The sequence below is a fragment of the Vibrio sp. FE10 genome (assembly GCF_030297155.1).
Taxonomy (GTDB): Bacteria; Pseudomonadota; Gammaproteobacteria; order Enterobacterales; family Vibrionaceae; genus Vibrio; species Vibrio apostichopi.
In genome coordinates this window covers 211,084-233,314 of record NZ_AP028067.1, presented here as the reverse complement: position 1 = coordinate 233,314, position 22,231 = coordinate 211,084, and the positions used below count along the sequence as shown (strand labels likewise).

Sequence of the window (22,231 nt, the reverse complement as noted above, 5' to 3'; positions counted from 1 at the left end):
CGGATCGGATGTGAAAAAAAATGTCATTTTAGGAGGGAGTAAAGTAGGGATATGAAAGTTTATATCCCTACATCTACATAGGAAAGCTGGAACAACAATAACCTCACGGCTCTTCAGTTTAGAAGATTAATTTCAGTGTCATGATCTTCATCATCGTCCTGTGACTTTAGATCATGCACCACTGGTTGCTCTATCACTGTGGTTTTGTTGGTAACATATTGAAAGCTAAAATCATCCCACAATATTTGATCCAAACTTTCTTCAATTTCTTGACTAGATGAAATATCTATTATCATGATTACTGCCTCATATCGCTACTAAAGCTAATAGTAATTATGGACAATAATCATGACGCTTCCGAAAAGATTGTGTGAAATATTTGCTAACTAAAAGTCATAATTCACATAACCCAATATCACCTCTAGGTTCTAGGTTCTAGGTTCTAGGTTCTAGGTTCTAGGTTCTAGAAAAAGCATATCTTGTGCCTGAGCAGCATTCCAAACCAAATCACCAATCCCGTCTGTCGGCTTAAAGCCAGTTGGCGCATCAAGCAGAAGTTGACGAATCGTATCATGCTCTAAGTTATGACAAGCAAAATCCAAAGATTCCAACAGTGTGTCATATTCGTCAATCGGTAAGAACACTTCTTGTGCGGTCATGATTCGCTCATGGGCTGTTGGGGCCACGTTATCGCCAATCAACAACTCTTCATAGAGCTTCTCACCAGGGCGCAGGCCCGAGAATTGGATCTCAATATCACCATGAGGGTTCTCTTCATTTTTAACAGAAAGTCCTGAAAGGTTGATCAAGTTTGCTGCAAGGTCTGTGATTTTGACCGATTCCCCCATATCAAGAACAAACACATCACCGCCTTTACCCATAGCCCCCGCCTGAATAACCAATTGCGCCGCTTCAGGGATGGTCATAAAGAAACGAGTAATATCGCGGTGAGTCACAGTGAGTGGACCACCGGCTTTAATCTGCCTTTTAAACAGAGGAATCACAGAACCAGAAGAACCAAGCACATTACCAAAACGAACCATACAAAAACGCGTGCCGTGCTCTTTTTGATTCTCTTGTTGCGCTAAAGCCTGCAGGCCTAACTCTGCCATACGCTTGGTTGTGCCCATAACATTAGTAGGACGTACCGCTTTGTCTGTCGAGATAAGTACAAAAGATTCGACACCCGCTTCAATCGCTGCTTTAGCGGTATAGTAAGTCCCGTAAACATTGTTGCGCACGCCTTCGACTACATTGTATTCAACAAGAGGGACATGTTTATAAGCTGCAGCGTGATAAACCGTTTGAACACCAAAAGACTGCATTGAGGTTAACAAGCGATGCGCACGTTGAACAGAGCCTAATAGTGGCACTATCTCAACATCATAACCTTTGGTTTCTTTCACTAGGGAAAGCTCGCGATCAATTTGATATAAGCCAAACTCAGAGACTTCAAATAAGACCAGAGTTTTAGGTTGTTGCTTTAAGATTTGACGACAAAGCTCAGAGCCGATAGAGCCGCCAGCACCGGTCACCATCACCACTTTGCCTTTGATGTTGGCTTCCATTAAGACTTGCTGAGGCGCCACCGCATCGCGACCTAACAAATCTTCGATAGGTACATCGGTAAGCTCATCAATTTTTGCTTTACCTGACACAATATCGGCCATTTCAGGAACGGTTTGAATCTCAACAGGCAGTGGCGCTAACAAGTCCAACACTTGCTTACGGCGAGCGCGAGAGGCGCTAGGAATCGCTAGCAAGATTTTAGAAACGTCGTGTTTTTCAATCAAACGTTCAGCTTTGCCTAATACAATAACAGGCATACCTAAAATCATCGTATTGGTGAGCGTTTTGTCTTCATCAATAAACGCACGTACTCGATAGTTTTCAGATGCTCTTAGTGCAACAGCCAATTGTCGGCCGCCAGAACCCGCACCGTAAATCAGTACTTCTTCACGTGAGTCTTTCAAAGGTGACGTAGTCGCGACAAGATTGCGAACCACCAAACGAGAGCCGCCGCACAACAAGGCTAAATAAGCACCGTAAATAATAGGCACCGTCCGAGGGACAGGTTCTTGCAGATAATAGGCAAACAGAGCCAGAGATATTGACGATAATATTGCGCCTGCCGTTACCACAAACAGCGCTTGAAAGGTGAGATATCTAAGTACTGCGCGATAAAGCCCAATTTTAGTAAATATAAGCACCGTCATTATTACTGTTAAGCCTGTCAGTAATAAATTATCGCCATCATTCAAAAATTGGAAATCACCTAGCCTTGTCCACAACGCAATGTGCAGAGCAAATATAATGAGTAAAGCATCAATAGAAACACTGATAACCCGCTTTTTAAAACGAGAGAGGTGCCATATGAAGTTTAGACGTTGCATAAAGTTATTCTTATTTATGAGTATTTAATAAACCACAAAGACTGCATGAGTGGGATGTGTTGAACATTATTTAAATTCGCAAAGAGAACTTGCAAAAGATAACCCGAATATTTAATTCGCGCTTTAATTTGTTATTGATATAAAAACCCAACAGTTCGACGACTTTAAGTTATTGGGGTATTAGTGACCGATTTAGAAAGGAGCTTAAACTAACTGACATCTCATATATTGGAAACTCAAACAAATAAGCCAATAATATTGAGACCAAAGATGCTGAAAGAAAAAGCTCTTTTTACTGGTGAGGATAATTAAGCTTGTGCTTCTAGTAAAACAGCACGAATAACCTTAGCCATCTTATTCACTTCTTCTTGAGTTAAAGTCGGGTGCACTAAAAACATTAAGCTGGTTTCCCCTAGCTCAACCGCGTTCTTTAACGGCATTTCAGGTCTAAAACTTGTACCATCAAATGCTTTTTCAAGGTAAACCTCTGAACAACTGCCTTGATAGGCAGGGACATCCTGTTCAACAATAACATCAACAATTTTATCACGAGTCCAACCTGGTTGTAGATGCTCAGGGCGGATAAACATATAATGCTTATATTCGGCATGTTCAATGTATTCTGGAATATCCACACTTCGAACAATAGGGAGACCAGCAATAGCAGCTTCAATCGCAGCAGCATTCGCTTGACGATTTTGCGTCCATTCAGCCATGCGTTTAATTTGGATACGACCAATAACCGCTTGCATTTCTGTCATGCGCCAGTTGGTACCAAAGCTTTCATGAAGCCAACGGAAGCCCGGTGGGTGTTCGCGGTTGTAAATAGCATCATAGCTTTTACCATGATCTTTATAAGACCACATAAACGACCATAGATCTTTATCGTTTGTCGTTACCATGCCGCCTTCACCGCCTGTGGTCATGATCTTGTCTTGGCAAAAAGACCACGCACCAATATGACCAATCGTACCGACACTGCGGCCTTTGTATTTTGCGCCGTGTGCCTGAGCACAATCTTCAATTACCTTGAAGCCATGCTGTTCAGAAAGCGCCATAATTGCATCCATTTCGGCTGGCATGCCGGCAAGGTGGACAACAATCACAACTTTGGTTTTTGGCGTTAATACCGCCTCAATAGATTCTGCAGTAATGTTTTGGCTGTTCAGATCAACATCGGCAAAAACAGGTGTCGCACCAGCCGTTACAATTGACGAAGCCGATGCTAAGAAAGTACGAGATGTAGTGATCACTTCATCCCCCGCACCAACCCCAAATGCTTTCAATGCAACATCTAACGCTAGCGTCCCGTTACCTAGAGCCACTGCGTATTCACAGCCAACCCAAGCCGCGAACTCTTTTTCGAATTCACGACCTTCTTGACCCGTCCAATAGTTTACTTTATTTGAAAGTACAACCTTACTTACGGCGTCCGCTTCTTCTTGAGTAAACGAAGGCCATGGGGAAAATGATGTATTAAGCACGATGTCACCTAATCAGTTTTGATTTTTATAATTTGATAAGCTCATGAGCTGGAGAGCCCACGACGGTTTTAAAATTTGGAACATTATTGATAACCGTTGAACCTGCACCAACAACGGTATCACACCCAATAGCAACAAGTTGTTTAACTTGGCTACCGATTCCAATCCAAGTATTTTTGCCAACTTCAACGCCCCCCGCCAAGTTAACACCTGGGCTAATGTGGACGCCATCAGCGAGCTTACAATCATGATCGATGGTAGAACCCGTATTAATAATGCAGCTTATACCAACATGACTAAAAGGATTCACGACCGCATTCGCCATAACCACAGTCCCAACGTTGATGATGGCATATTTACTTATCAACGCACTAGGATGAACAAGCACATCAAAGGTCGCTCCCGCTTGGCTCAACTCATGTTGTTTGGCGCTGCGAGTCGCATTGTGACCAATCGCGACCACGGTCAGGTCATACTCTTTCACGTTAGAAAGAAGCGTACTTGTATCACCAGACACAGACCAATGCTCAACGGATTTTAAGCTTGGCCAACGATCATCAAAAAAGACAATATTGTGATAACCATTCAGTTCGGCTATCTCGGCGATTACTTTTCCGTGCCCACTGGCACCTAAAATGGCGCAGCTTTTCATGATTGGTTATTACCTTTATGCGATGAGCCCATAAAAGGTTCGATAGTAACGTGCCCTTCTGCTGATATGCCCTCTTTTACAAAGACTTTTTTTACCGTTAGGAAAAGAATTTTAATATCCAGCCAAAGGGATCGGTTATCAACATACCAAACGTCTAATTCGAACTTATCTTCCCAACTGATTGCATTACGCCCGTTAATTTGAGCCCATCCCGTTACCCCAGGGCGAACATCATGGCGGCGAGCTTGCTCTTTGTTATAAAGGGGAAGATATTGCACCAATAAAGGACGAGGGCCGACTAAACTCATATCACCCTTCAAAACGTTCCAAAGGCCCGGTAACTCATCTAGACTGCTTGAACGCAATTTGTCACCAAACGGTGTCATACGCTCGTCGTCTGGTAGCGGATTGCCATTAGCATCAACCGCATCTTTCATGCTGCGAAACTTCACCATTTCAAATGGCTTTCCATTCAATCCAGGGCGTGTTTGCCGAAATAAAACGGGAGAGCCAAGGTTTTTACGAATCTTCCAAGCGACGAAAGCAATAACAGGAGCTAACAAGATAAGTGCAATAAGAGACGCCAGAAAATCAAACAGTCTTTTCATCATTTACCTCTGAAGAAGTCAGTTTTGATTCATTAGCATCTGTTGCATTAACATTAGTCACCCACTCAACCCATTTATCCGCCAATAGAGAACGGTCAAACTGGCTTTCAGCAAGCTGACGGGCATTCGTTCCCATTTTAGCTAAAGCTTCTCTTTGGTCTGCCGCATTTTCTAACGCGTCAGCAAACGCTTTCGGGTCTTCCGGCTGAACAGAAAATCCACATTGTGTTTGCTCAATCATTCCCGCTAACCAACCTGGGTAATTATTTATAACTGGTAACCCTGCAGATATGTAGTCAAAAAACTTGTTGGGCGATGTCCCGTAATAAAAGGCTGGAATATTCGCTAATAGCTGCATACCTACGTCTGCACTTGCCATTAAACCAGACAGTTTTTCTTTATTTACCGGCGGGTGAAACACGACATTATCTAATGTTAACTTTGCCGCTCGTTTCTCTAGTTCAGGCTTTAATTTACCTTGCCCAACTAAAACTAGCTTAATGTCTTCTCGGCCCCGCTTTCGGAGCTCAACAGCCGTATCTAAAACAGCGTTAAGACCATTTGCCATGCCATGAGTACCTGTAAAAATCGCCATCAGATCGTTATCTTTAACTCCCTCAGGACGCCAAAGCTCGCCTGGTTGGCTAAAGATAGATAAATCACAGCCATTAGGCACCATCGTTACTTTGCTTTCATCTACGCCACGCTTTTTAATGCCTTCAACAATACCTGGAGACAAACCAATACAACGATGCGCGCTACGGTAGGATGCCCACTCTAAGAAAGACATCAGTCCCAGAATGATAGGATTTTTGATTACCCCCATCTCTTTGGGTAATTCTGGCCATAGATCTCGCACTTCAAAAACAAATGGCTTGCCACGCAACCAACGAGCAAATATACCCGGAATTCCAGCAGTAAGAGGCGTTGTGGTTGCAAAAAGTACATCATATTTTTCAGTAAAGGCAAGGCCAATACTTTTCAAGGCAAACTTAACAAACGTCATACTGCGCTTTAAAAAGCTATCTGAGTTTGAATAAGCCAAATCAAATTCTATGATGCGAATACCATCAACAATGCCTTCGCGTTTGCCCGTGGTAAACACAGAATCAAGGCCAGTTTCGCCGCCACCGTAAGTACCACAAACCATAGTAACATTATGCCCGTGATGGATCAGGCGCTTAGCCATTTCATAGGAGCGTATTCCAGTCGAACCTTTTGGTGTCGAGAAGTGTTGATGAAAATAAAGAATATTCATGAGTGAAATTGGTACTCTGTTGTAATGTTGCCATCTGACGAAATCTCTACCTCAAGAACGGGGATAGAAGTTTCTTGGTAGTAATAACGGGACTCTCTGCCTTCTACAATTTCTAAACGATCAATCTTTACGTCGCTATCGATTTTGATCTCGTGATTGCCATTCGTCACCTTGCGACCTTGCACCACCCAATTATCAGGGCTTAGTCGCCATCGAAGGGTTGCTTTACTTTCAATGCCTTGCACTTGGTCTTTTACCGTAAGAGAGGTTTCCGTAAGAGAGATATGCCGCTGATGCTCACACCCCAAATAGTCTCGGTAACCGGCTTGCCCAGTTAACTTATGCTCATCAAAGCTAACATCCTTTGCTTTCAACCAAGCCCCTAACAAAAAGCGACTAAGCCTTGGCATTTGCTCGTTGCCGTCAAATTGAATCGTGTTGTGACTTTGTGTTCCGCCATAGTAATCAATGTAGTCTTGCCCCGCGTTGTAGCTGAACGTGCCACCGTCGCGTAATAGATTGATGCCATCTAACCAAAGGTCAACGTGAAGCGCGTCGTTTTGTGCAGGCCTAAATCGAAACTTAGGGTAGTTGAATAAGGCAAATGCACCAGCCTGATTTCTCAACCCAATATAGCCGCCGTGTTGAAAATGAAACGATGTAGGCTTAGATAGGACTTTCTCTGGTTTTTTAATCTGCAATAAAGAAAGCGCCTCATCATACTCACCTTGATTTTGCCATGCTGTTGCTTGAAGGAAGATGGCAGCGGCTAACTGAACAGATGGTCGAAAATCTCGATAATCGCTACTCGAGAGCTGCAATAAGCGAGCACCATCATTGTGGCCAAGGTTAGGGGCATCGCCAGTTGATGGTTCAGTTAACTGGTAAAGCCATTGAGTGGCGAGACCCATTTTCTCGATCAATTCTTGAGTAAATGGTTCAAGTTCTAATTCGCGGCGCCAAAGTTCTACCATCGAATAGGTGTCTAGCATGACTCTATGGTAGTTCACGGAGTATTGACTGAATGTCCCATCTTTAGCGACAAGATGTTTCGCCCTGTTCTCTAGCCACTTACGCCCCTGCTTTTGCCAACAAGCGCCACTTTTATCCCCATTAACAACCAACCAACTCCCACCAATAAACAAAGCTGCTGCCTCTGATGTACCATGATTATTGTCTTGCGCTACAGCATAAGAGATCGTTGGCGCGATTCGTTGTAGATGTGCTTTTATCAATGCCAAAAGTGCTGGTTCAGGCTTCTGAACTTGATTAAGCAGTTTAGCGGTAAATGCTAAGTGCATGACCCGTATTGAGGCTTCTTGTCCGCACTTCCAGTTTGGACCCAAATAAGGCGTATTCTGATCCATCCAACTTCTAGCGGTAGCGTTAAGTTCTTCTAAAGCAGCATCTCTACCTGCAAGATAGTCTCTCGCTAAACCCAGAGCCCAATCAAATCTTGATGCCTCCCAAATACCTTTGATATCACCAACATTTGAATCAAAGTCAGCCAAGCTAAACCAAGGCTTATTCATCTCGGAGAAGTGATGCTCAGTTAATACACTCTGATCCCACCTCAGTTCACTCACAGACAAATTTGGCAACCAACCAAATGGAGACAGTTTGTATTGTTCGACACAGTTACTATGGCTTAAAGACGCCATGGGGCGAAACAAAAGCCCCGGAGCAGGGGCTTGAGAAAGACGCTTAACAGGATTCAATCCACTTCGGACACCGATTTGATAGATAGCGACTCGCGCTAAGTTCAAAAATCCCAGATCTTTTGCAGTTTGCGCTTTTAGTTTAAGGCTCATCGTTGATTTCGTAACTGCTCAGCAATTTCAATGGTTACTTTGGCCACTTCAAACAACTCGCGTGCTGTAATCGGCGCTTCTGTGCCCTTCTCAATCGATTCAAGGAAAGCTGCAGAACACGGTGTTTGACCTTTATCTTGCTTCCAAAGATTCATTGTCTTGAATCCAGGCCAGCCAAAACCTTTGAGTTTACGGAAGTTATCTAACTGTAAAACACGGCCTGCAGCGAAAACTTCTATACGCTCTTTCGGGAAACTAGCCGCACCATTTGCTAAATACTGAATAGTGCCGAAAGAACCATCAGCAAAACCAAGAATAATAGCAGCCTTATCTTCCGTGATATCAACACTATCAACATCACCCATTCGGCGACACTGTACTGACGTAATTTCTGAGCCTGCAAGGAAGCGCATTAGATCGATAAAATGACAAGCTTCACCAATAATACGTCCACCACCGACATCATTATCTTGCGTCCAGTGATCTGCAGGAATCGCACCAGCGTTCATAGTCATCATAAAACTCTTTGGTTCTTTAACTGATGACAGCAATTCTTTCATTTTTTGAACTTGAGGAGAGAAACGGCGGTTAAAGCCCACCATTAACTTTGGTGCTGCCGTTTGATTTGCAACTGAGTAATACGTTGCTTCAACTTGAGCAAGCTCTTCAAGAGTGATCGCTAATGGCTTTTCAACAAAAACATTCTTACCCGCATTTAATGCATCACATACAAACTTAGCATGGCTATTATGACGGGTAACAATGGCAATGGTATTGATCTCAGAATCATTAATCATCGCGGCGGTGTCAGTAGTGGTTTTAGCAAAGCCCGTTTTTTCACCGTGCGTTACGCCGTTAATACCGCCAGATGTCGCAATGGTATGTAACTGTGCACCACCTTCTTTAAAGGCAGGGATAAGCATGCGAGATGCATAGTTACCAGCGCCAACAAACCCGACAACGGGCTTATTCGCTTCAAATGTCGCTGTTGTATCAAGCTCAACCGTCGACTGATGCCTTGCGTTAATTTCACTTTGGTATTGCAGCAAAATACCTAATGCTGATTTATCAGAGGTTAACAAATCATAAGCTTTAGGAGCATCTTCAAACTTGAATCGATGTGTAATAAGCGGTTTTACATCAACCTGGCCAGATGACATCATATCCAAAATAGCTTCAAAGTTACGTTGCTCAGTCCAGCGAACAAAAGCTAGTGGGTAATCATTGCCATTGTCTTCATAATCTGGGTCATAACGACCAGGACCATAAGAACAAGAAACTTGGAAGTTCAGTTCTTTTTCATAGAAGTCAGCACGGTTTAATTCAAGGCCCGTTACACCCACTAAAATAATTCGACCACGTTTGCGCGACATACGCGCGGCTTGGGTAACTGGGTCGTTTGACTTTGTCGATGCCGTTATAATGACACCGTCCACACCATTCCCACGGCTAAACGCCATACCAGCAGCAACTGGGTCTTCACCTTTACCAGGGTTACAAACTTCAGCGCCAAACTGCTTCGCAAGCTCAAGCTTTGCCTCATCAAAGTCGATAGCCAGAACACGGCAGCCTTGCGCACGTAGAAGTTGCACGGTTAACAGACCAATAAGGCCAACGCCAGTAACAACAAACGCTTCGCCCAAAGTAGGTTCCGCTAAACGAATACCTTGTAAACCAATACTAGCAACAACAGTAAAAGACGCTTCTTCATCTGAAACGTTATCTGGAACAAGTGCGCACAAGTTTTTAGGTACACGAACCACATCAGCATGAGGACCGTTAGAGGCAACACGGTCGCCTTCTTTAAAACCCGTAACACCAGCGCCTACTTGATTAACTACACCTACATTACAATAACCAAGCGGTAATGGTTGAGCCAACTTAGACTGAACCGCTTCAACCGTTGTCATCAGCCCATCCGTTTGTACTTTTTCAAGTACCATTTTAACTTTATCCGGTTGCTTTCGTGCTTTATCTAATAGGCTAGCTTTACCAAAATCTACCAGCATGCGCTCAGTACCTGCGGAAATCAGCGAGATTGATGTATCAATTAAAATGTTACCGCGCGTCGCTTTGGGAGCCGGTGCATCAACAAGGTTTGACCCACCTTTAGCCATATCTTGTAATATTTGCTTCATCCTCTATCCTTTATCTTTTTCGCAGGAACTCCTGCACAAATACAAAAACTTGGTATATCTTTTGTTACTACACTTCCAGCAGCAACTACACTACCTTCTCCTATAGTAACTCCTGGCAGTATTACGCAGTTTGAACCAATCCACACATCATTCTCTATAATGACTCTTTTTTTTATATGACCTGCGCCAAAGATCTTATCTTTACCATTTGGAATCTTATGATTAGATGTCAATATATTTGTTCCATAACCAATAAGAACTCTATCCTTAATAACTAACCCACCGTCTGTTGTAACTAAAACACCTTTTGCGAAATCGACATCATTGCCTATGACTAAATTCCTGCCACTAAATACCCATATTCCAGGATAGTAAACTACCCTCTTACCTACTGTTGCGGAGAAAAATATTCTCAAATACATGGACTTCAAATAGTTAAGGACTCTAAATCTTGGTAATAGAAAGACTAGCCACGATAGACTCTCTACAAAAATAACCAACTCATTACGGACTACTTTACTTTTCAATAACATGCCAAAAATCTTCGTATCGTTTTTTTGCAGAAGGTAAACGCTTTAATAGCTCATTACCTGCATTTTGAAGTTCATTTTTTTTAGAAAAAGCTGAAATGATTAATTCTGCAGCTTTTTTGGGGTCATCTAAATCAATATATATAGCCGCATTTTCACAAGATGAATATGCATAGGATTTGTCATTACATATAAGAACCCTACCACTCGCCCAAGCTTCTACCCAATTATTGCTAAAGCTTTCCAAGTTTGCTACGTTTATTATAAAATCTGATTTTTCAAGACAGGATCCAACCTGATCTGGAGTGATTGGGCCTATGTTTTTCAGTTTATCTATAATCCCCATAGAATAAAAAGCAGAAGTTACGGTATTAGTGTAATCAGACTTTGGTAAAGTGACTATCAATTTTATATTCAATTTATAGTTTAACTCGAGTATGATCGGAGCTAGACGATGAATGTTTTTATTTGGATGAGCGCCTGATAAATAGAGTATGTTGTACTCGATCTTTAAATCACTTAACACATCATTCCGATTCAAAGCACTTAAACTATTTAACATTGAGCTAGGCGACATTTGAACTACCTTTAACTCAACATTATTAAATGTTCGGTTTTGTTTTGCAATTTTGTGTAAATGATAAGTTTCGAGGATAATAACATCACTACGTAAAGATGACTTAAGTCTAATCCAATCTTTTATACGCGCTAATAACTTACTCCGTCGACTAAGGAAAAACCAAAAATCAACATTCTTCTCAATTATATTGGAGTATGCAAATCCAGATATACACTTACAACTTGGTCTGTTTAATGGTGTATTTCCAAACAAAGTAAATACCCTTTCTATCTCAAACTTCACACATAAATATTTAATATATAAAAATTCAATGAAAATTCGCCCTAAAAAAGAATCACTTACAGATAAAACGTCAATATCACTTTCGATGCAAAGTCTTTCCAAAGTCGTATTTTTTCTAACAACAACAACCGAATCTTTTCGTCTTTTATTATCACTTGCCAACATAGTGATAAATGAAGAAGCATTTTGTAACCCTCCACCAAGAGAAACTGGGTATAAGTTTATCAAGTATTTTTTATTCATTAAACTACCTTTGTGAGAGTCTAGCTAAACGATTTAATAGCAGATATGCCAGTGAAAGCGCTATCCAAATATATAGAAAAGACTTTGAAAAGTTCATAAAGTCTGATCTAAATGAGTTTGTTATAGCAAAAATTAGTGCAATATAGCAAAATGTATAATAGACAGAATTGCTATAAATTCCTTTGAGAGATTTTTTAAACATTACACCAAGAATAAAGTGTGTGACACCGACTGTTGTCCAACCTCCGCTATATATACCCTCAGCAAGAAAACCAAAATCGAAGCCAAACCAACCAAATTTATCCTGTAGCGATAATGCTAAAGGTTCGCCAAATAGATAATGCTGAAATATAAATCGAGGAAAAAGCGTATTTCCGATAGCTGATAAATAAGATGAGATACCTTGATAACCATAAGAGTCAACAAATGCCGACATTGCGGTATTAACATGCAGCGTAGGCATAGGCGCTAATATGTAAACTAAAAAATATCCAGGGTCAAAACTGCTCAACCCATCAAAGCTCCTGAGAATCGTCCAACCAACAGGTAGTGAGCGCCCTAATGCAAAAAACGAAGAAAGGCCTACTGAAAATATGACCATTAACAGTAATCGATGAATATCTTTCTTAGATAACCCTTTGTTTAAATAGCTAACAATAAGTACCGTTACCATTCCAAAAATAGGGATAATCGCATCTCGCCGCCCACCATCAAAACCAACCAAGATTATATGAAAAATAATAATAAAGTATGAAAAATAAAATGGTCGGACTCTGTTACTTTTTCTAAAATCGAATAAAACGACTATAAAAAGAAGCAGCGCGTTAATTCTGAGTAAAACATCATACCAAAATGGCCTTATTTCCGAAACAAATGTTTTTCGATCAGATATTCCTATCATTCCAAGTGCTTCATAATAACTATAAATTAGTATCAATATCACAATTGGTTTTAAAAATATTCCAATATTTATTGGTGGTAATAGTTTATTTAAATCAATTTTTTTTAATACAATGTCTTCTGTAAATTTCCTTCTACTAAAAAAACCCGAATGAAAACAAACACCAGCCAAAACACTATATTTCAAAACTTTTTGAATATGATCAACATTAATAACCACACTATAGTTCATACCTAAAATTTCAATTAGCAGAGGGTAAATCCAATACCCAGAAGAAATTAAAAACAAAGGTGCTAGCATAAAATAGAAAGCTTTATCTCTATACCTTAGAATTGGAGCAAACCAAACTAAGGCATTACAAACTATCAATATCTCAATCACTTAATTAAACCACTCATTTCAAAAATTAATATTTTTGGAAACTTCGTAAAGAAACTTAAAAACTTATTTTCTCTAACTTTAGCATCCAATTTACTGATATTGGTATCTGTTAGAGCCAGTTTGAAATCATCATGTAATTCTGGATAGTGTCCATAGTTACGTATCACTTTATGGTAGATTTTTTTTATTGCATCAGGTTGATTTCTTGATAAGGAAGTAGTCAAAATACGATAATCTAGAAGTGATTTTGAAGAGCACTTAAAATCACCCTTTCGACTGAGATCAAGCCAAAGAATATAATCTTCAAAATACTTATCTACTACCCTATCGTAACCACCAACAATATCAAATGCACTTTTTAGAAACATTACAGAAGGGTGAAAAATACAATTTCCGCGCCTAAGTTTTTTCTTTAGTCCTCGATTTGACAATGGAACACCAGAAAAACCTGTCACAACACCAAAACTATCAATATAACGAACATTTGAACAATGCAAAACCAAGTCTTTATTGCTAGAAAACTGCTTCACTTGTATCTCTAGTCTTTTGGGATGATTGATATCATCCGCATCCATTCGAGCAATAAATTTACCTTTACTAAGACTCACGCCTTCATTTAGGCTTGCAACTAAGCCCTTATTATCTCGTGAAACCACGACTATTCTTTCATCTTCGAAACTATTAATAATATCTAACGAGCGGTCAGTACTACCATCGTCTATAATAATTAGTTCAAAATCTTTGTAAGTCTGATTTAACGTCGATTCAATAGCATCATGAATATATTTCTCAGCATTATATACAGGTAACACTACTGATACTTCAACTACTTTACCCATAAATTTATCCTATATCTTTCAACCACAGTATTTATATAAAAGCCAGTTAGCTATATGATTTTTTAATCATATAGCTTAAAATCCTAGAGACTTTACACTTCACAACACCTAAAGAGCTTTCATTACGTTATAACTAGTAATATATAAGTTCAATTTATCATATACATTTTTTAATCTATCTAAGACAAATTCCAACCATTTACTCTTATATAAATGTTTATAAAATTAGAATGTAAATTATTCACTTAAGAAAATTTTAAATTAATTTATTTGATAATCGACTTTAAAATATTTTTCAAACCAAATAATGTTATTAATTTAACTGTAAAATTTCTAACTTTCAATTTTGTAAAATAAAATTTGCTTTTAAAAAACACCATAAATTTTGAATATAAATTATTTTCTCCAAACCCTTTAATGAGACTTATGTCAATATTATCTTTTGCTTCAGAACGGTTTCGCTTAAAATCAATTAATGGTAATATTCCAATAAACTTTAAACCGTAAAAGTAAACGTAATTACTAGGGTTTCCTTGAAGCTCATCCATGTTATTTTGATATAAGTATAAGTATCTATTGTGACTATCTGCACATTTTAATTGAAAATCACTAGATGACAAAAAATCAAGATCGTTAGGTTCTCTAAGCCCTAAAACACCTAATAAAGTACTTCCATCGAGAAGTAACTGGTCTCCAGGTATAGCTTTATTTCCGATTTCCATTTTTAGCTTTTCCAATTTATCAATGAAAGTACTATATCTATAGTGAGAAGCTTTATTAACTATTTTGATGAAATGTGGGTTTAGAATATATCTTGAAAGTCTCAATGAATCAAAATTATCATCACATATGTGAACCGAATGTTTTCCAATACCAAATTCTTGTCTAATATTTTCTTTGATTTCTACTAAATCATTGTTCCCGACTTTCATAATAAAGAAGTTTACAATTTTATTTTTTTTATCGCCAAGGCAAGGTAAAGCTTTTTTCCAAGCACCTTTATAGCTATTTTCAGGTGTACCTAGCCATTGCTCAGAACTGTAAGCTTCACAAATTATATTATGCATCCCCCTCTCATTTATGTTAAAAGATTTTAGGTAGCATATATCTTCTATCACCGAATTAATTGTCGTATCTGTAATCTTAGATGCAGGCCAAGTCAATCCACATACATACTTCCGACTGATCTCAACCAGTCTACAAAAAGCATGTTCAATAATGTCTTCACATAGTCCTCTTTTTCTAAAAAACTCTGCATCATACTTGGCAGATAGTTCTGGTATAATTACGACTTTAACTTTTACTTTATAGTAAATTGCAGCAGCTACACGATGTGCACCATTTATTGGTGAAGAATTACCATCAACAGGGATTAAAGATAATGTATCATTAAACCCATTTTCAGAAATCGATTCACATACCTGTTTAAACTCAGACTTAAAATCATCCAATGATAGCTTTGTTGTGGAGCCATTTTCACTAAATGTATTTTCGGTTATGCATCTAATATGCTTTTTATATATTTCAAAAAGGTATTCAGAATTATTAACCCCTATTATTCTTGGTATTGACAATAATTTTAAAACGATATCCAATCTATCTTCAGAGATTAAATCAAGAGGATCCATCTCAATGACTTCATATTCTTCATTTTGAAGTTTATCTTTATAAATACCGCCAATCTTTTCAAGAATATCAATCTTGCTTAACTTTTCCATTATCATACCAATAAATTGTGCTTCTATTTATCACATAGCATGCCACGTAATAACTAATTACAATTGAAAAAGGTGTTAAGTAATAGCTGACACTAGAACTTGCACCTACAATAAAACACGAAATCAATATTAGAGACATTAAGACTAAAGCCCTAAGCTTCTCTAAACCTAATCCGTTTAACATATAAAGATATATCCAAAACTTACTCATTGGATACAGTGAAAATAGTAACACAATATACATGGGTACAAAGACTGTATAGTTAAAATCGTTGAGTATGAAGGCGCCTAGAAAAAAAAATATGTCGCTATTAAATTTGTATAGTGAAAACAAAAAAACAATTAGTGAAAAATTTAGAATAATTAGTATCGTAGCGATTTTATTTGATTTTGATGTGACAAGATCTTTTAATTTTATTACTTCGTTAAACCCAACTTTGGCCTTCCTATAGAACTCTGCCTCATAGTAATGAATTAAATTTGAGATAAGTAAATAAAATGAAGATATCAACCGGATACATATACTATATATTCCATAAATTTCAGGATTAAGGATGAAATTTAGTATAATTCTATCTGACTGAAAAAATGCTGTCCTAGAAAAAACAGAAATTGTTACCCACTTGTTATTTCTTATGTTGTTGATTAGATATTTCACTGAATAGTCTTCATTTTTCTTACCTATTAATGGCCTATAACAAAAACAAAAACATAGCAAAACAGCACTTGCTGAAAGTATCGCATTTATAACATTTAATACAGCCCATTCAACCTTATCGAACTCTTGTGCGTAAACAATGATACTCACGGTTAAGGAACCAATAGCATTTAATAATCGACAACCAGCGGAAATCTCATACTTATTAATAGTATTTAATAATGCACAAAAAAAACTAAACAATACTGTTGAAAGTATTTCAGAGAAAAAAATTAGTAGTAATAATTCAAAATTTTGTCTGACGAAAAAATAAGAAGTAACTGTGAAAATCACTATCGTAAATACAACTGGAACCATAGATAAATACAGAACATGAGCTTTTCTTTCATTATCTATGACTCTTCTTATAGAGCTGTTATATGAACCAAGTAGTGCCACATTAGATACTATTATTGATATCGTTAAGAAATATGCTATTACACCATACTCTTCTGCTCCAAGAGTTTTAATCAATATAAAGAATGCTAGTAATCTTATCAGCGAAGCAGCAGTGCTACCAAATACATACTTATATAACACTTCTAATTCCAGATACCCTTAGTATCTACTATGAATGGATCATTAATCTTAATTTTTCTAAACTGCTTATGATCGACTAGTAGTACATGAATATCTGCAATCGTCAGTGATTCTTCGATAGTAACAAGTTTAAGTCGATCAATATTAATTCTGTCGACATTTGGCTCGATAGCAAGGACAGTGCCTGAGTGTATCGTGACGATAGACTTAGCAATATTTAATGCAGGGCTTTCTCTTAGGTCATCAATATCCGGCTTAAAAGCAAGTCCATAACAAGCAATTGTTACGTCTTTTTCTGTTTTGGTGGTATTGGCATTCAAAAAGTCTGCCACAGCTAGTTTTACTTTGTTAACTACCCATTCTGGTTTACGATCGTTTACATTACGGGCAGTGTGAATAATCTTGGCCATCTCTGGTGTTTTAGATACAATAAACCAAGGGTCAACTGCAATACAGTGTCCTCCGACACCAGGACCAGGCTGAAGTATACTGACTCTAGGGTGGCGGTTAGCTAGAGCAATGAGCTCCCATACATCGATATCTAGATCATCACAAATCATTGAGAGCTCATTTGCGAAAGCAATTTGCACGTCTCGCGATGAGTTTTCTGTCAGTTTGGCCATTTCGGCTGTTCGAGCATTGGTGATAACGCACTCACCCATAACAAAAGTTTTATACAGCTCAACACTGCGTTCTGAACAGCGCTTACTCATACCACCAATCACACGGTCATTCTGTACAAGCTCTGTAACAACATGGCCTGGCAAAACGCGCTCCGGGCAATGTGCAACGTTAACATCTGCACTTTCACCGTGTGTTTGTGGGAATGTTAAATCAGAACGTGCTTCACTTAACCACTCTGCCATTTGCTCTGTAGCACCGACTGGTGATGTCGATTCTAATATCACTAAATCGCCTTTTTTAAGTACAGGCGCAATTGCTTTTGATGCTGCTTCGATATAACGCAAATCAGGTTTTGGAATATCACCATCATTATCAATTGGAAGAAATGGTGTTGGGACTGCAATTAAAAAAGCATCCGCTGCTTCAGGAGTTGTTACTGCTTTTAAGTAACCTTGTTGAACAGCTGCGCTTACCAACATATCTAAATCTGGTTCTACAATGTGAATCTCACCACGATTGATAGTATCAACTGCATGTAGATTTACATCAACACCAATTACTTTTTTCTTACGGGATGCAAACATCGCTGCTGTCGGCAGCCCGATGTAACCTAAGCCTACAACTGAAATTGTTTCAAAAGACATTCTGATTTCCTAAATTTTTATTTTTCTAATTCGTTCAAGATTCTTTGACAAGCTTTACCATCACCATATGGGTTGTGTGCAAAACTCATCGCTTGATAAACGCTTTCATCCGTTAGGAGCTGATTTAAATTGTCAACAATCATGCCAACATCAGTGCCTACTAACTTTACCGTCCCCGCAGCAACCGCTTCTGGTCGCTCTGTTGTATCGCGCATCACCAATACAGGCTTGCCTAATGAAGGGGCTTCTTCTTGAATGCCGCCCGAGTCCGTCAAAATAATGTGCGCGCGGCTCATTAAGTAGATAAATGGTAAGTATTGCTGAGGCTCAATAAGATGGATGTTATCAATCCCAGCAAGAATGCGATTGACAGGTTCACGCACATTTGGGTTGAGGTGCATTGGATACAGTATTTGTGTCTCTGGATGCGCTTTAGCTGTGATAGCAAGCGATTCACAAATACGCTCAAAACCACCACCAAAACTTTCACGGCGATGACCAGTTACCAAAATGAGCTTCTTATTTTCATCTAAAAACGGAAACTGAGCAGCAAGTGTAGCGTTCAGATCTTTATCTGTATCAATTTTGTCTTTTACCATCAGCAAGGCATCAATTACGGTATTACCTGTTACTGAAATATCTTCTGAATCGAAGTTCTCTTTAAGCAGGTTTTCTTTTGACGTTGTAGTCGGTGCAAAGTGATACTTGGTTAACGCTCCTGTTAAACGGCGATTACCTTCTTCTGGCCACGGCGAGTAAATATTGCCCGTACGAAGACCTGCTTCAACATGTCCTACAGCGACTTGCTCATAGTAAGCCGCTAGGCTAGCGGCAAACGTCGTTGCCGTATCACCATGTACTAAAACCACATCGGGGTTGAATTCTTCTAGTACGGGTTTAAGCTCTAACAAAATACGCGCGGTCACTTCGTTAAGGGTTTGGCCCGCTTTCATTAAATTCAAATCGTAGTCAGGCGTGATTTCAAATAGATCTAATACTTGATCAAGCATCTCACGGTGTTGAGCGGTAACACAGCACTTTGCTTCAAAGCGATCATCAGCTGCTAGAGCATGAACAAGAGGTGCCATTTTGATGGCTTCTGGACGCGTGCCAAAAACCGTAAGAATTTTTTTCTTAGTCATTTTATTGAGTTTCCAACCAACTGATGAAATTAAAAGAAGTGATTTTTTTAAACTTATTGTCTCAACTTCTTTGAAGCCACTGAGACATTTTTTATTCATTTTTAGACAGTCTATTTTAAACCGTCCCTTATAAAACACAGATTTTGCTAACTTTCTTAGAACCGCCCCAATAGGCAACAAAAAACAGTCTTTCAGTAACTTGGAACACTTTTAACTTGCTATCCATTACATTTGGGTACGCTACCGCCCTTAGGTTTGGCTCCTACAGGCAAGGTTTGATGGTTTACTCGCTATTATGCGGTTTTCATACGGTTTCTAATTTGCTGCGCATTCTAGCAAAGTAAGTGCATATTGACCAGTTTGAAATTTGCCCTATTTAGACAAATCTCTCACCACGCGTTTATCCACCTAAAGCATTGTACGTCTTGCAGAAGCTGGGTCCCTATGTGGTAGCGGTTTTCTTGTGCTGTGGTGCAATAACGCTTTTCTATATCAATGAAGATATTGCCGTTGCGGTACAAAGATACGAAGCTTGGGTTGTTGTTTACCGCCAGTAACGCTTTAATCTCTGTGCGTGTTAGCCCTTGTGGGTAGTGGCTAACAAGCAGTTTCAAGAACTCGCCAATGCGCCCTTCCACTCGCGCTACCTCTTTTTCTAAAATGGTGACTTTTTCTTTTGTTGTCAGTTTTTTTAGGCTGGTATAGTCCATGGTGCCCTATCCCTCATTCTATTTTTATCTCGTCACGTTTGTTAGATGTGCTTATGCTGGTTTTGCTTAGCTATGGAGTTGTCTAACCATTGGGCTGCTTGAGCCAAGGTTTCCCTGAAAAGCTGGATTCTCACTGCTTGGAATCCGTGCCGGACGATTTAGATTGGATGAGTGTCTTGATACGCTCTTCAAACGGATTGGTTTTACTGGTGGCTTTGAATTCCGTTAAGGCTTGAGTAACAGGCGTGGGGTGTTGTGGTTCCATGGGCTTGGTGGCCTGTATGGCTTTTTCGGAACCTATTGCTTGCGCGGCCTTTTGGAGTTTAGCTGCCTTGGTTGGTGTAGAAGCTCTTACTGGTTTACCCGCCCTTGTTTGCTTAGAGACCGGCGATGAGTTTCGCTTCGCTTTGGCTTGGGCGCTTCTTCTTAGCCAGCCATTCACAAAATGGCCAATGTGCTCGAAGGGCTTGCGCTTATTGGGGTTGATGTACAGCCACGCTTGCATGGCATGCAGTTCTTGCAGCACATCTAACTTTGGGTAGGTGTGTTCTAAGATTTTGTAGAACTCATGATAAATCGGCGCGCTGCCTTCCTTGGTGAGCAGGTGAATCACGGCTTCATTCTGTTGGGGTATGGGAGTGGTGGTTTGAGGTATCGTTGGCTCTTTTTCAAGGGACAAGGCTGTTTCAAGATCTGGGGCTGTTTTACAAGGAATGTCTGTTTTATGTTCTTTATGAAAGATTATGAGTGCCGAATGATCACTCTCCGTGTTGGATCTTGAGTCACCCAGGAGGGTGTCTGAATGATCGGTTTTCTGCGCATGTTCTATTTTCTTTGCTCGCTCTTTTTTCTGCGTACATGCTAATGAGGCTGGCGGTAAGTCTGTTAGGTCTACATTGGCGTTGTTTAGGTTGCTATCCGTTTGGTCTAGATCGGCCTGCTGAATGTGGTTGTCGCTGGGTAGGCGCAGCTGATAGATATTGCTGCGTTGGCGCCCTGAATCATCAAACCGCTTTATCCGCTTCACAAACCCTTGTTTTTTCGAGCTCGTTAACGTGTCGTTTAACGGTTCTTACCGATACTTCGCAATATTGCGCTAAGTAATTTAAGGATGGAAAACACACGCCGCGCGCGTCTGCATTATCGGCCAATTTTAATAACACCAACTTGCTGATCGGCGACCCGGTTTTTAAGGGGATGAAAGAAAGTATTAGAGAAACACACATGGATAACGCTCCTTGTTAATTGGTATTGGTCTAGTGATTGCCTTGATCTATCTATTACCCTTGATTTGGCGATTGGGCAGATCTGGCTAGAGCCATTCGTTTGCATAACAAGTTATTAACACCACTTTTTTAGGCATTGGGGGCGAAGATGAGGCGGGATAAAAAGTAACAAAAAGTGTTTTCCTGCTTGCTCTCATTGATATGCAACAAGAACAACACCTAAGCTGATAACCTTCGAAGCATCTCTCACTTTTCTGTGTTCCTCCGTTTTCGCGTTATTACCGCCAACCCCAATCAAGAATGTTGCAGTACATTGCCCTCCCCATACAGCAATAAGGTGCTTAATGAAGGCGATAGTTTCTCTTTTTATTTCAGCGTATCAACCCGGTATGGCGAGCATCGAGTGCCGAGCTTATTCCCTCATTCGGTCGAACCAGTCGTTATTTTTTAGTGATAGGTGCAGTGACGCTGGGGTTTATAAAGACAAAGTTTATGACGATTGGCCGAATGAAGAACTAAAGCGCTCCGAAGATGACTGTTTTGAAAATCAGCTCTTTGAAGACCCCAGCTACGAGGATGTTTGTTGGATGATCAGCCGGGCAAGGCGTGAAGCGCCACTGGGTTATTGCGTGATGTATTTACGTTATGTGAGCCACCACACCGGTTATGCCAAAACCGTAGCCGCCAGTTTGCGACAACACATCGCATTACACCCAAATTTAAAAGGTTCGTTATCAACGTCTTTAGTCACCTGGTTACAACAACACGAGGATTTATTTTGTCACACACTCCACCAGCAACTGATCGAGTTTCACACCAGCCGTTAGAAG

The 22,231-nt window shown here is 39.7% G+C and carries 19 protein-coding genes; 1 reads left to right on the top strand and 18 read right to left on the bottom strand.

Annotated features, from left to right (window positions below; all coding sequences use genetic code 11):
- Window positions 1-449 precede the first annotated feature (449 nt).
- The 18 genes from QUF19_RS01045 to QUF19_RS26470 form a co-directional block, all read right to left on the bottom strand.
- On the bottom strand, window positions 450-2,393 hold the full coding sequence (locus QUF19_RS01045) for a polysaccharide biosynthesis protein (RefSeq protein WP_286295422.1): 1,944 nt from the start codon (window positions 2,391-2,393) through the stop codon (window positions 450-452).
- A gap of 308 nt (window positions 2,394-2,701) precedes the next feature.
- On the bottom strand, window positions 2,702-3,877 hold the full coding sequence (locus QUF19_RS01040; protein ID WP_286295421.1) for a DegT/DnrJ/EryC1/StrS family aminotransferase: 1,176 nt from the start codon (window positions 3,875-3,877) through the stop codon (window positions 2,702-2,704).
- Window positions 3,878-3,902: 25 nt separating this feature from the next.
- The gene (locus QUF19_RS01035; protein ID WP_286295420.1) at window positions 3,903-4,529 is read right to left on the bottom strand and encodes an acetyltransferase; all 627 of its coding nucleotides are present in this window, start codon (window positions 4,527-4,529) and stop codon (window positions 3,903-3,905) included.
- Window positions 4,526-5,137: a sugar transferase gene (locus QUF19_RS01030; RefSeq protein ID WP_286298797.1), complete on the bottom strand. Its 612-nt coding sequence runs from the start codon at window positions 5,135-5,137 to the stop codon at window positions 4,526-4,528. The genes QUF19_RS01035 and QUF19_RS01030 overlap by 4 nt, the downstream gene beginning before the upstream one ends.
- Window positions 5,121-6,326 (bottom strand): glycosyltransferase family 4 protein, encoded by a 1,206-nt coding sequence (locus tag QUF19_RS01025; protein WP_286295419.1) that lies wholly within the window; start codon window positions 6,324-6,326, stop codon window positions 5,121-5,123. The genes QUF19_RS01030 and QUF19_RS01025 overlap by 17 nt, the downstream gene beginning before the upstream one ends.
- A 65-nt stretch (window positions 6,327-6,391) precedes the next feature.
- Complete coding sequence (locus tag QUF19_RS01020; RefSeq protein ID WP_286295418.1) at window positions 6,392-8,206, bottom strand: heparinase II/III family protein; 1,815 nt, start codon at window positions 8,204-8,206, stop codon at window positions 6,392-6,394.
- Window positions 8,203-10,344 (bottom strand): bi-domain-containing oxidoreductase, encoded by a 2,142-nt coding sequence (locus QUF19_RS01015; RefSeq protein WP_286295417.1) that lies wholly within the window; start codon window positions 10,342-10,344, stop codon window positions 8,203-8,205. Before QUF19_RS01015 ends, QUF19_RS01020 begins: the two co-directional genes overlap by 4 nt.
- The gene (locus QUF19_RS01010; RefSeq protein ID WP_286295416.1) at window positions 10,341-10,871 is read right to left on the bottom strand and encodes an acyltransferase; all 531 of its coding nucleotides are present in this window, start codon (window positions 10,869-10,871) and stop codon (window positions 10,341-10,343) included. Before QUF19_RS01010 ends, QUF19_RS01015 begins: the two co-directional genes overlap by 4 nt.
- Window positions 10,861-11,979 (bottom strand): glycosyltransferase, encoded by a 1,119-nt coding sequence (locus QUF19_RS01005; protein ID WP_286295415.1) that lies wholly within the window; start codon window positions 11,977-11,979, stop codon window positions 10,861-10,863. The genes QUF19_RS01010 and QUF19_RS01005 overlap by 11 nt, the downstream gene beginning before the upstream one ends.
- Window positions 11,980-11,983: 4 nt before the next feature.
- Entirely contained in the window at window positions 11,984-13,261 is a 1,278-nt protein-coding gene (locus tag QUF19_RS01000) for an O-antigen polymerase (RefSeq protein ID WP_286295414.1), read from the bottom strand.
- A complete protein-coding gene (locus QUF19_RS00995; protein WP_286295413.1) occupies window positions 13,258-14,100 on the bottom strand; it encodes a glycosyltransferase in 843 nt (280 codons plus the stop codon). Before QUF19_RS00995 ends, QUF19_RS01000 begins: the two co-directional genes overlap by 4 nt.
- 266 nt (window positions 14,101-14,366) lie before the next feature.
- Complete coding sequence (locus QUF19_RS00990) at window positions 14,367-15,818, bottom strand: hypothetical protein (protein WP_286295412.1); 1,452 nt, start codon at window positions 15,816-15,818, stop codon at window positions 14,367-14,369.
- Window positions 15,796-17,055 (bottom strand): lipopolysaccharide biosynthesis protein, encoded by a 1,260-nt coding sequence (locus tag QUF19_RS00985; protein WP_286295411.1) that lies wholly within the window; start codon window positions 17,053-17,055, stop codon window positions 15,796-15,798. Before QUF19_RS00985 ends, QUF19_RS00990 begins: the two co-directional genes overlap by 23 nt.
- Before the next feature lie 2 nt (window positions 17,056-17,057).
- Complete coding sequence (gene wecC, locus QUF19_RS00980; RefSeq protein WP_286295410.1) at window positions 17,058-18,323, bottom strand: UDP-N-acetyl-D-mannosamine dehydrogenase; 1,266 nt, start codon at window positions 18,321-18,323, stop codon at window positions 17,058-17,060.
- A 17-nt stretch (window positions 18,324-18,340) separates the two neighbouring features.
- Window positions 18,341-19,465 (bottom strand): non-hydrolyzing UDP-N-acetylglucosamine 2-epimerase, encoded by a 1,125-nt coding sequence (wecB, locus tag QUF19_RS00975; RefSeq protein WP_286295409.1) that lies wholly within the window; start codon window positions 19,463-19,465, stop codon window positions 18,341-18,343.
- A gap of 389 nt (window positions 19,466-19,854) precedes the next feature.
- Window positions 19,855-20,175 carry a hypothetical protein gene (locus QUF19_RS00970; protein ID WP_286295408.1) on the bottom strand — a complete coding sequence of 107 codons (321 nt, stop codon included), beginning with the start codon at window positions 20,173-20,175 and terminating at the stop codon, window positions 19,855-19,857.
- A 130-nt stretch (window positions 20,176-20,305) separates the two neighbouring features.
- The gene (locus QUF19_RS00965) at window positions 20,306-21,202 is read right to left on the bottom strand and encodes a helix-turn-helix domain-containing protein (RefSeq protein ID WP_434784913.1); all 897 of its coding nucleotides are present in this window, start codon (window positions 21,200-21,202) and stop codon (window positions 20,306-20,308) included.
- Window positions 21,180-21,401, bottom strand: a complete 222-nt coding sequence (locus QUF19_RS26470; RefSeq protein ID WP_434784912.1) for a helix-turn-helix domain-containing protein — start codon at window positions 21,399-21,401, stop codon at window positions 21,180-21,182. Before QUF19_RS26470 ends, QUF19_RS00965 begins: the two co-directional genes overlap by 23 nt.
- Before the next feature lie 344 nt (window positions 21,402-21,745).
- On the opposite strand from QUF19_RS26470, the gene QUF19_RS00960 reads away from it, so the two are divergent.
- Window positions 21,746-22,228 (top strand): hypothetical protein, encoded by a 483-nt coding sequence (locus tag QUF19_RS00960; protein ID WP_286295407.1) that lies wholly within the window; start codon window positions 21,746-21,748, stop codon window positions 22,226-22,228.
- The last annotated feature ends 3 nt before the right edge of the window (window positions 22,229-22,231 follow it).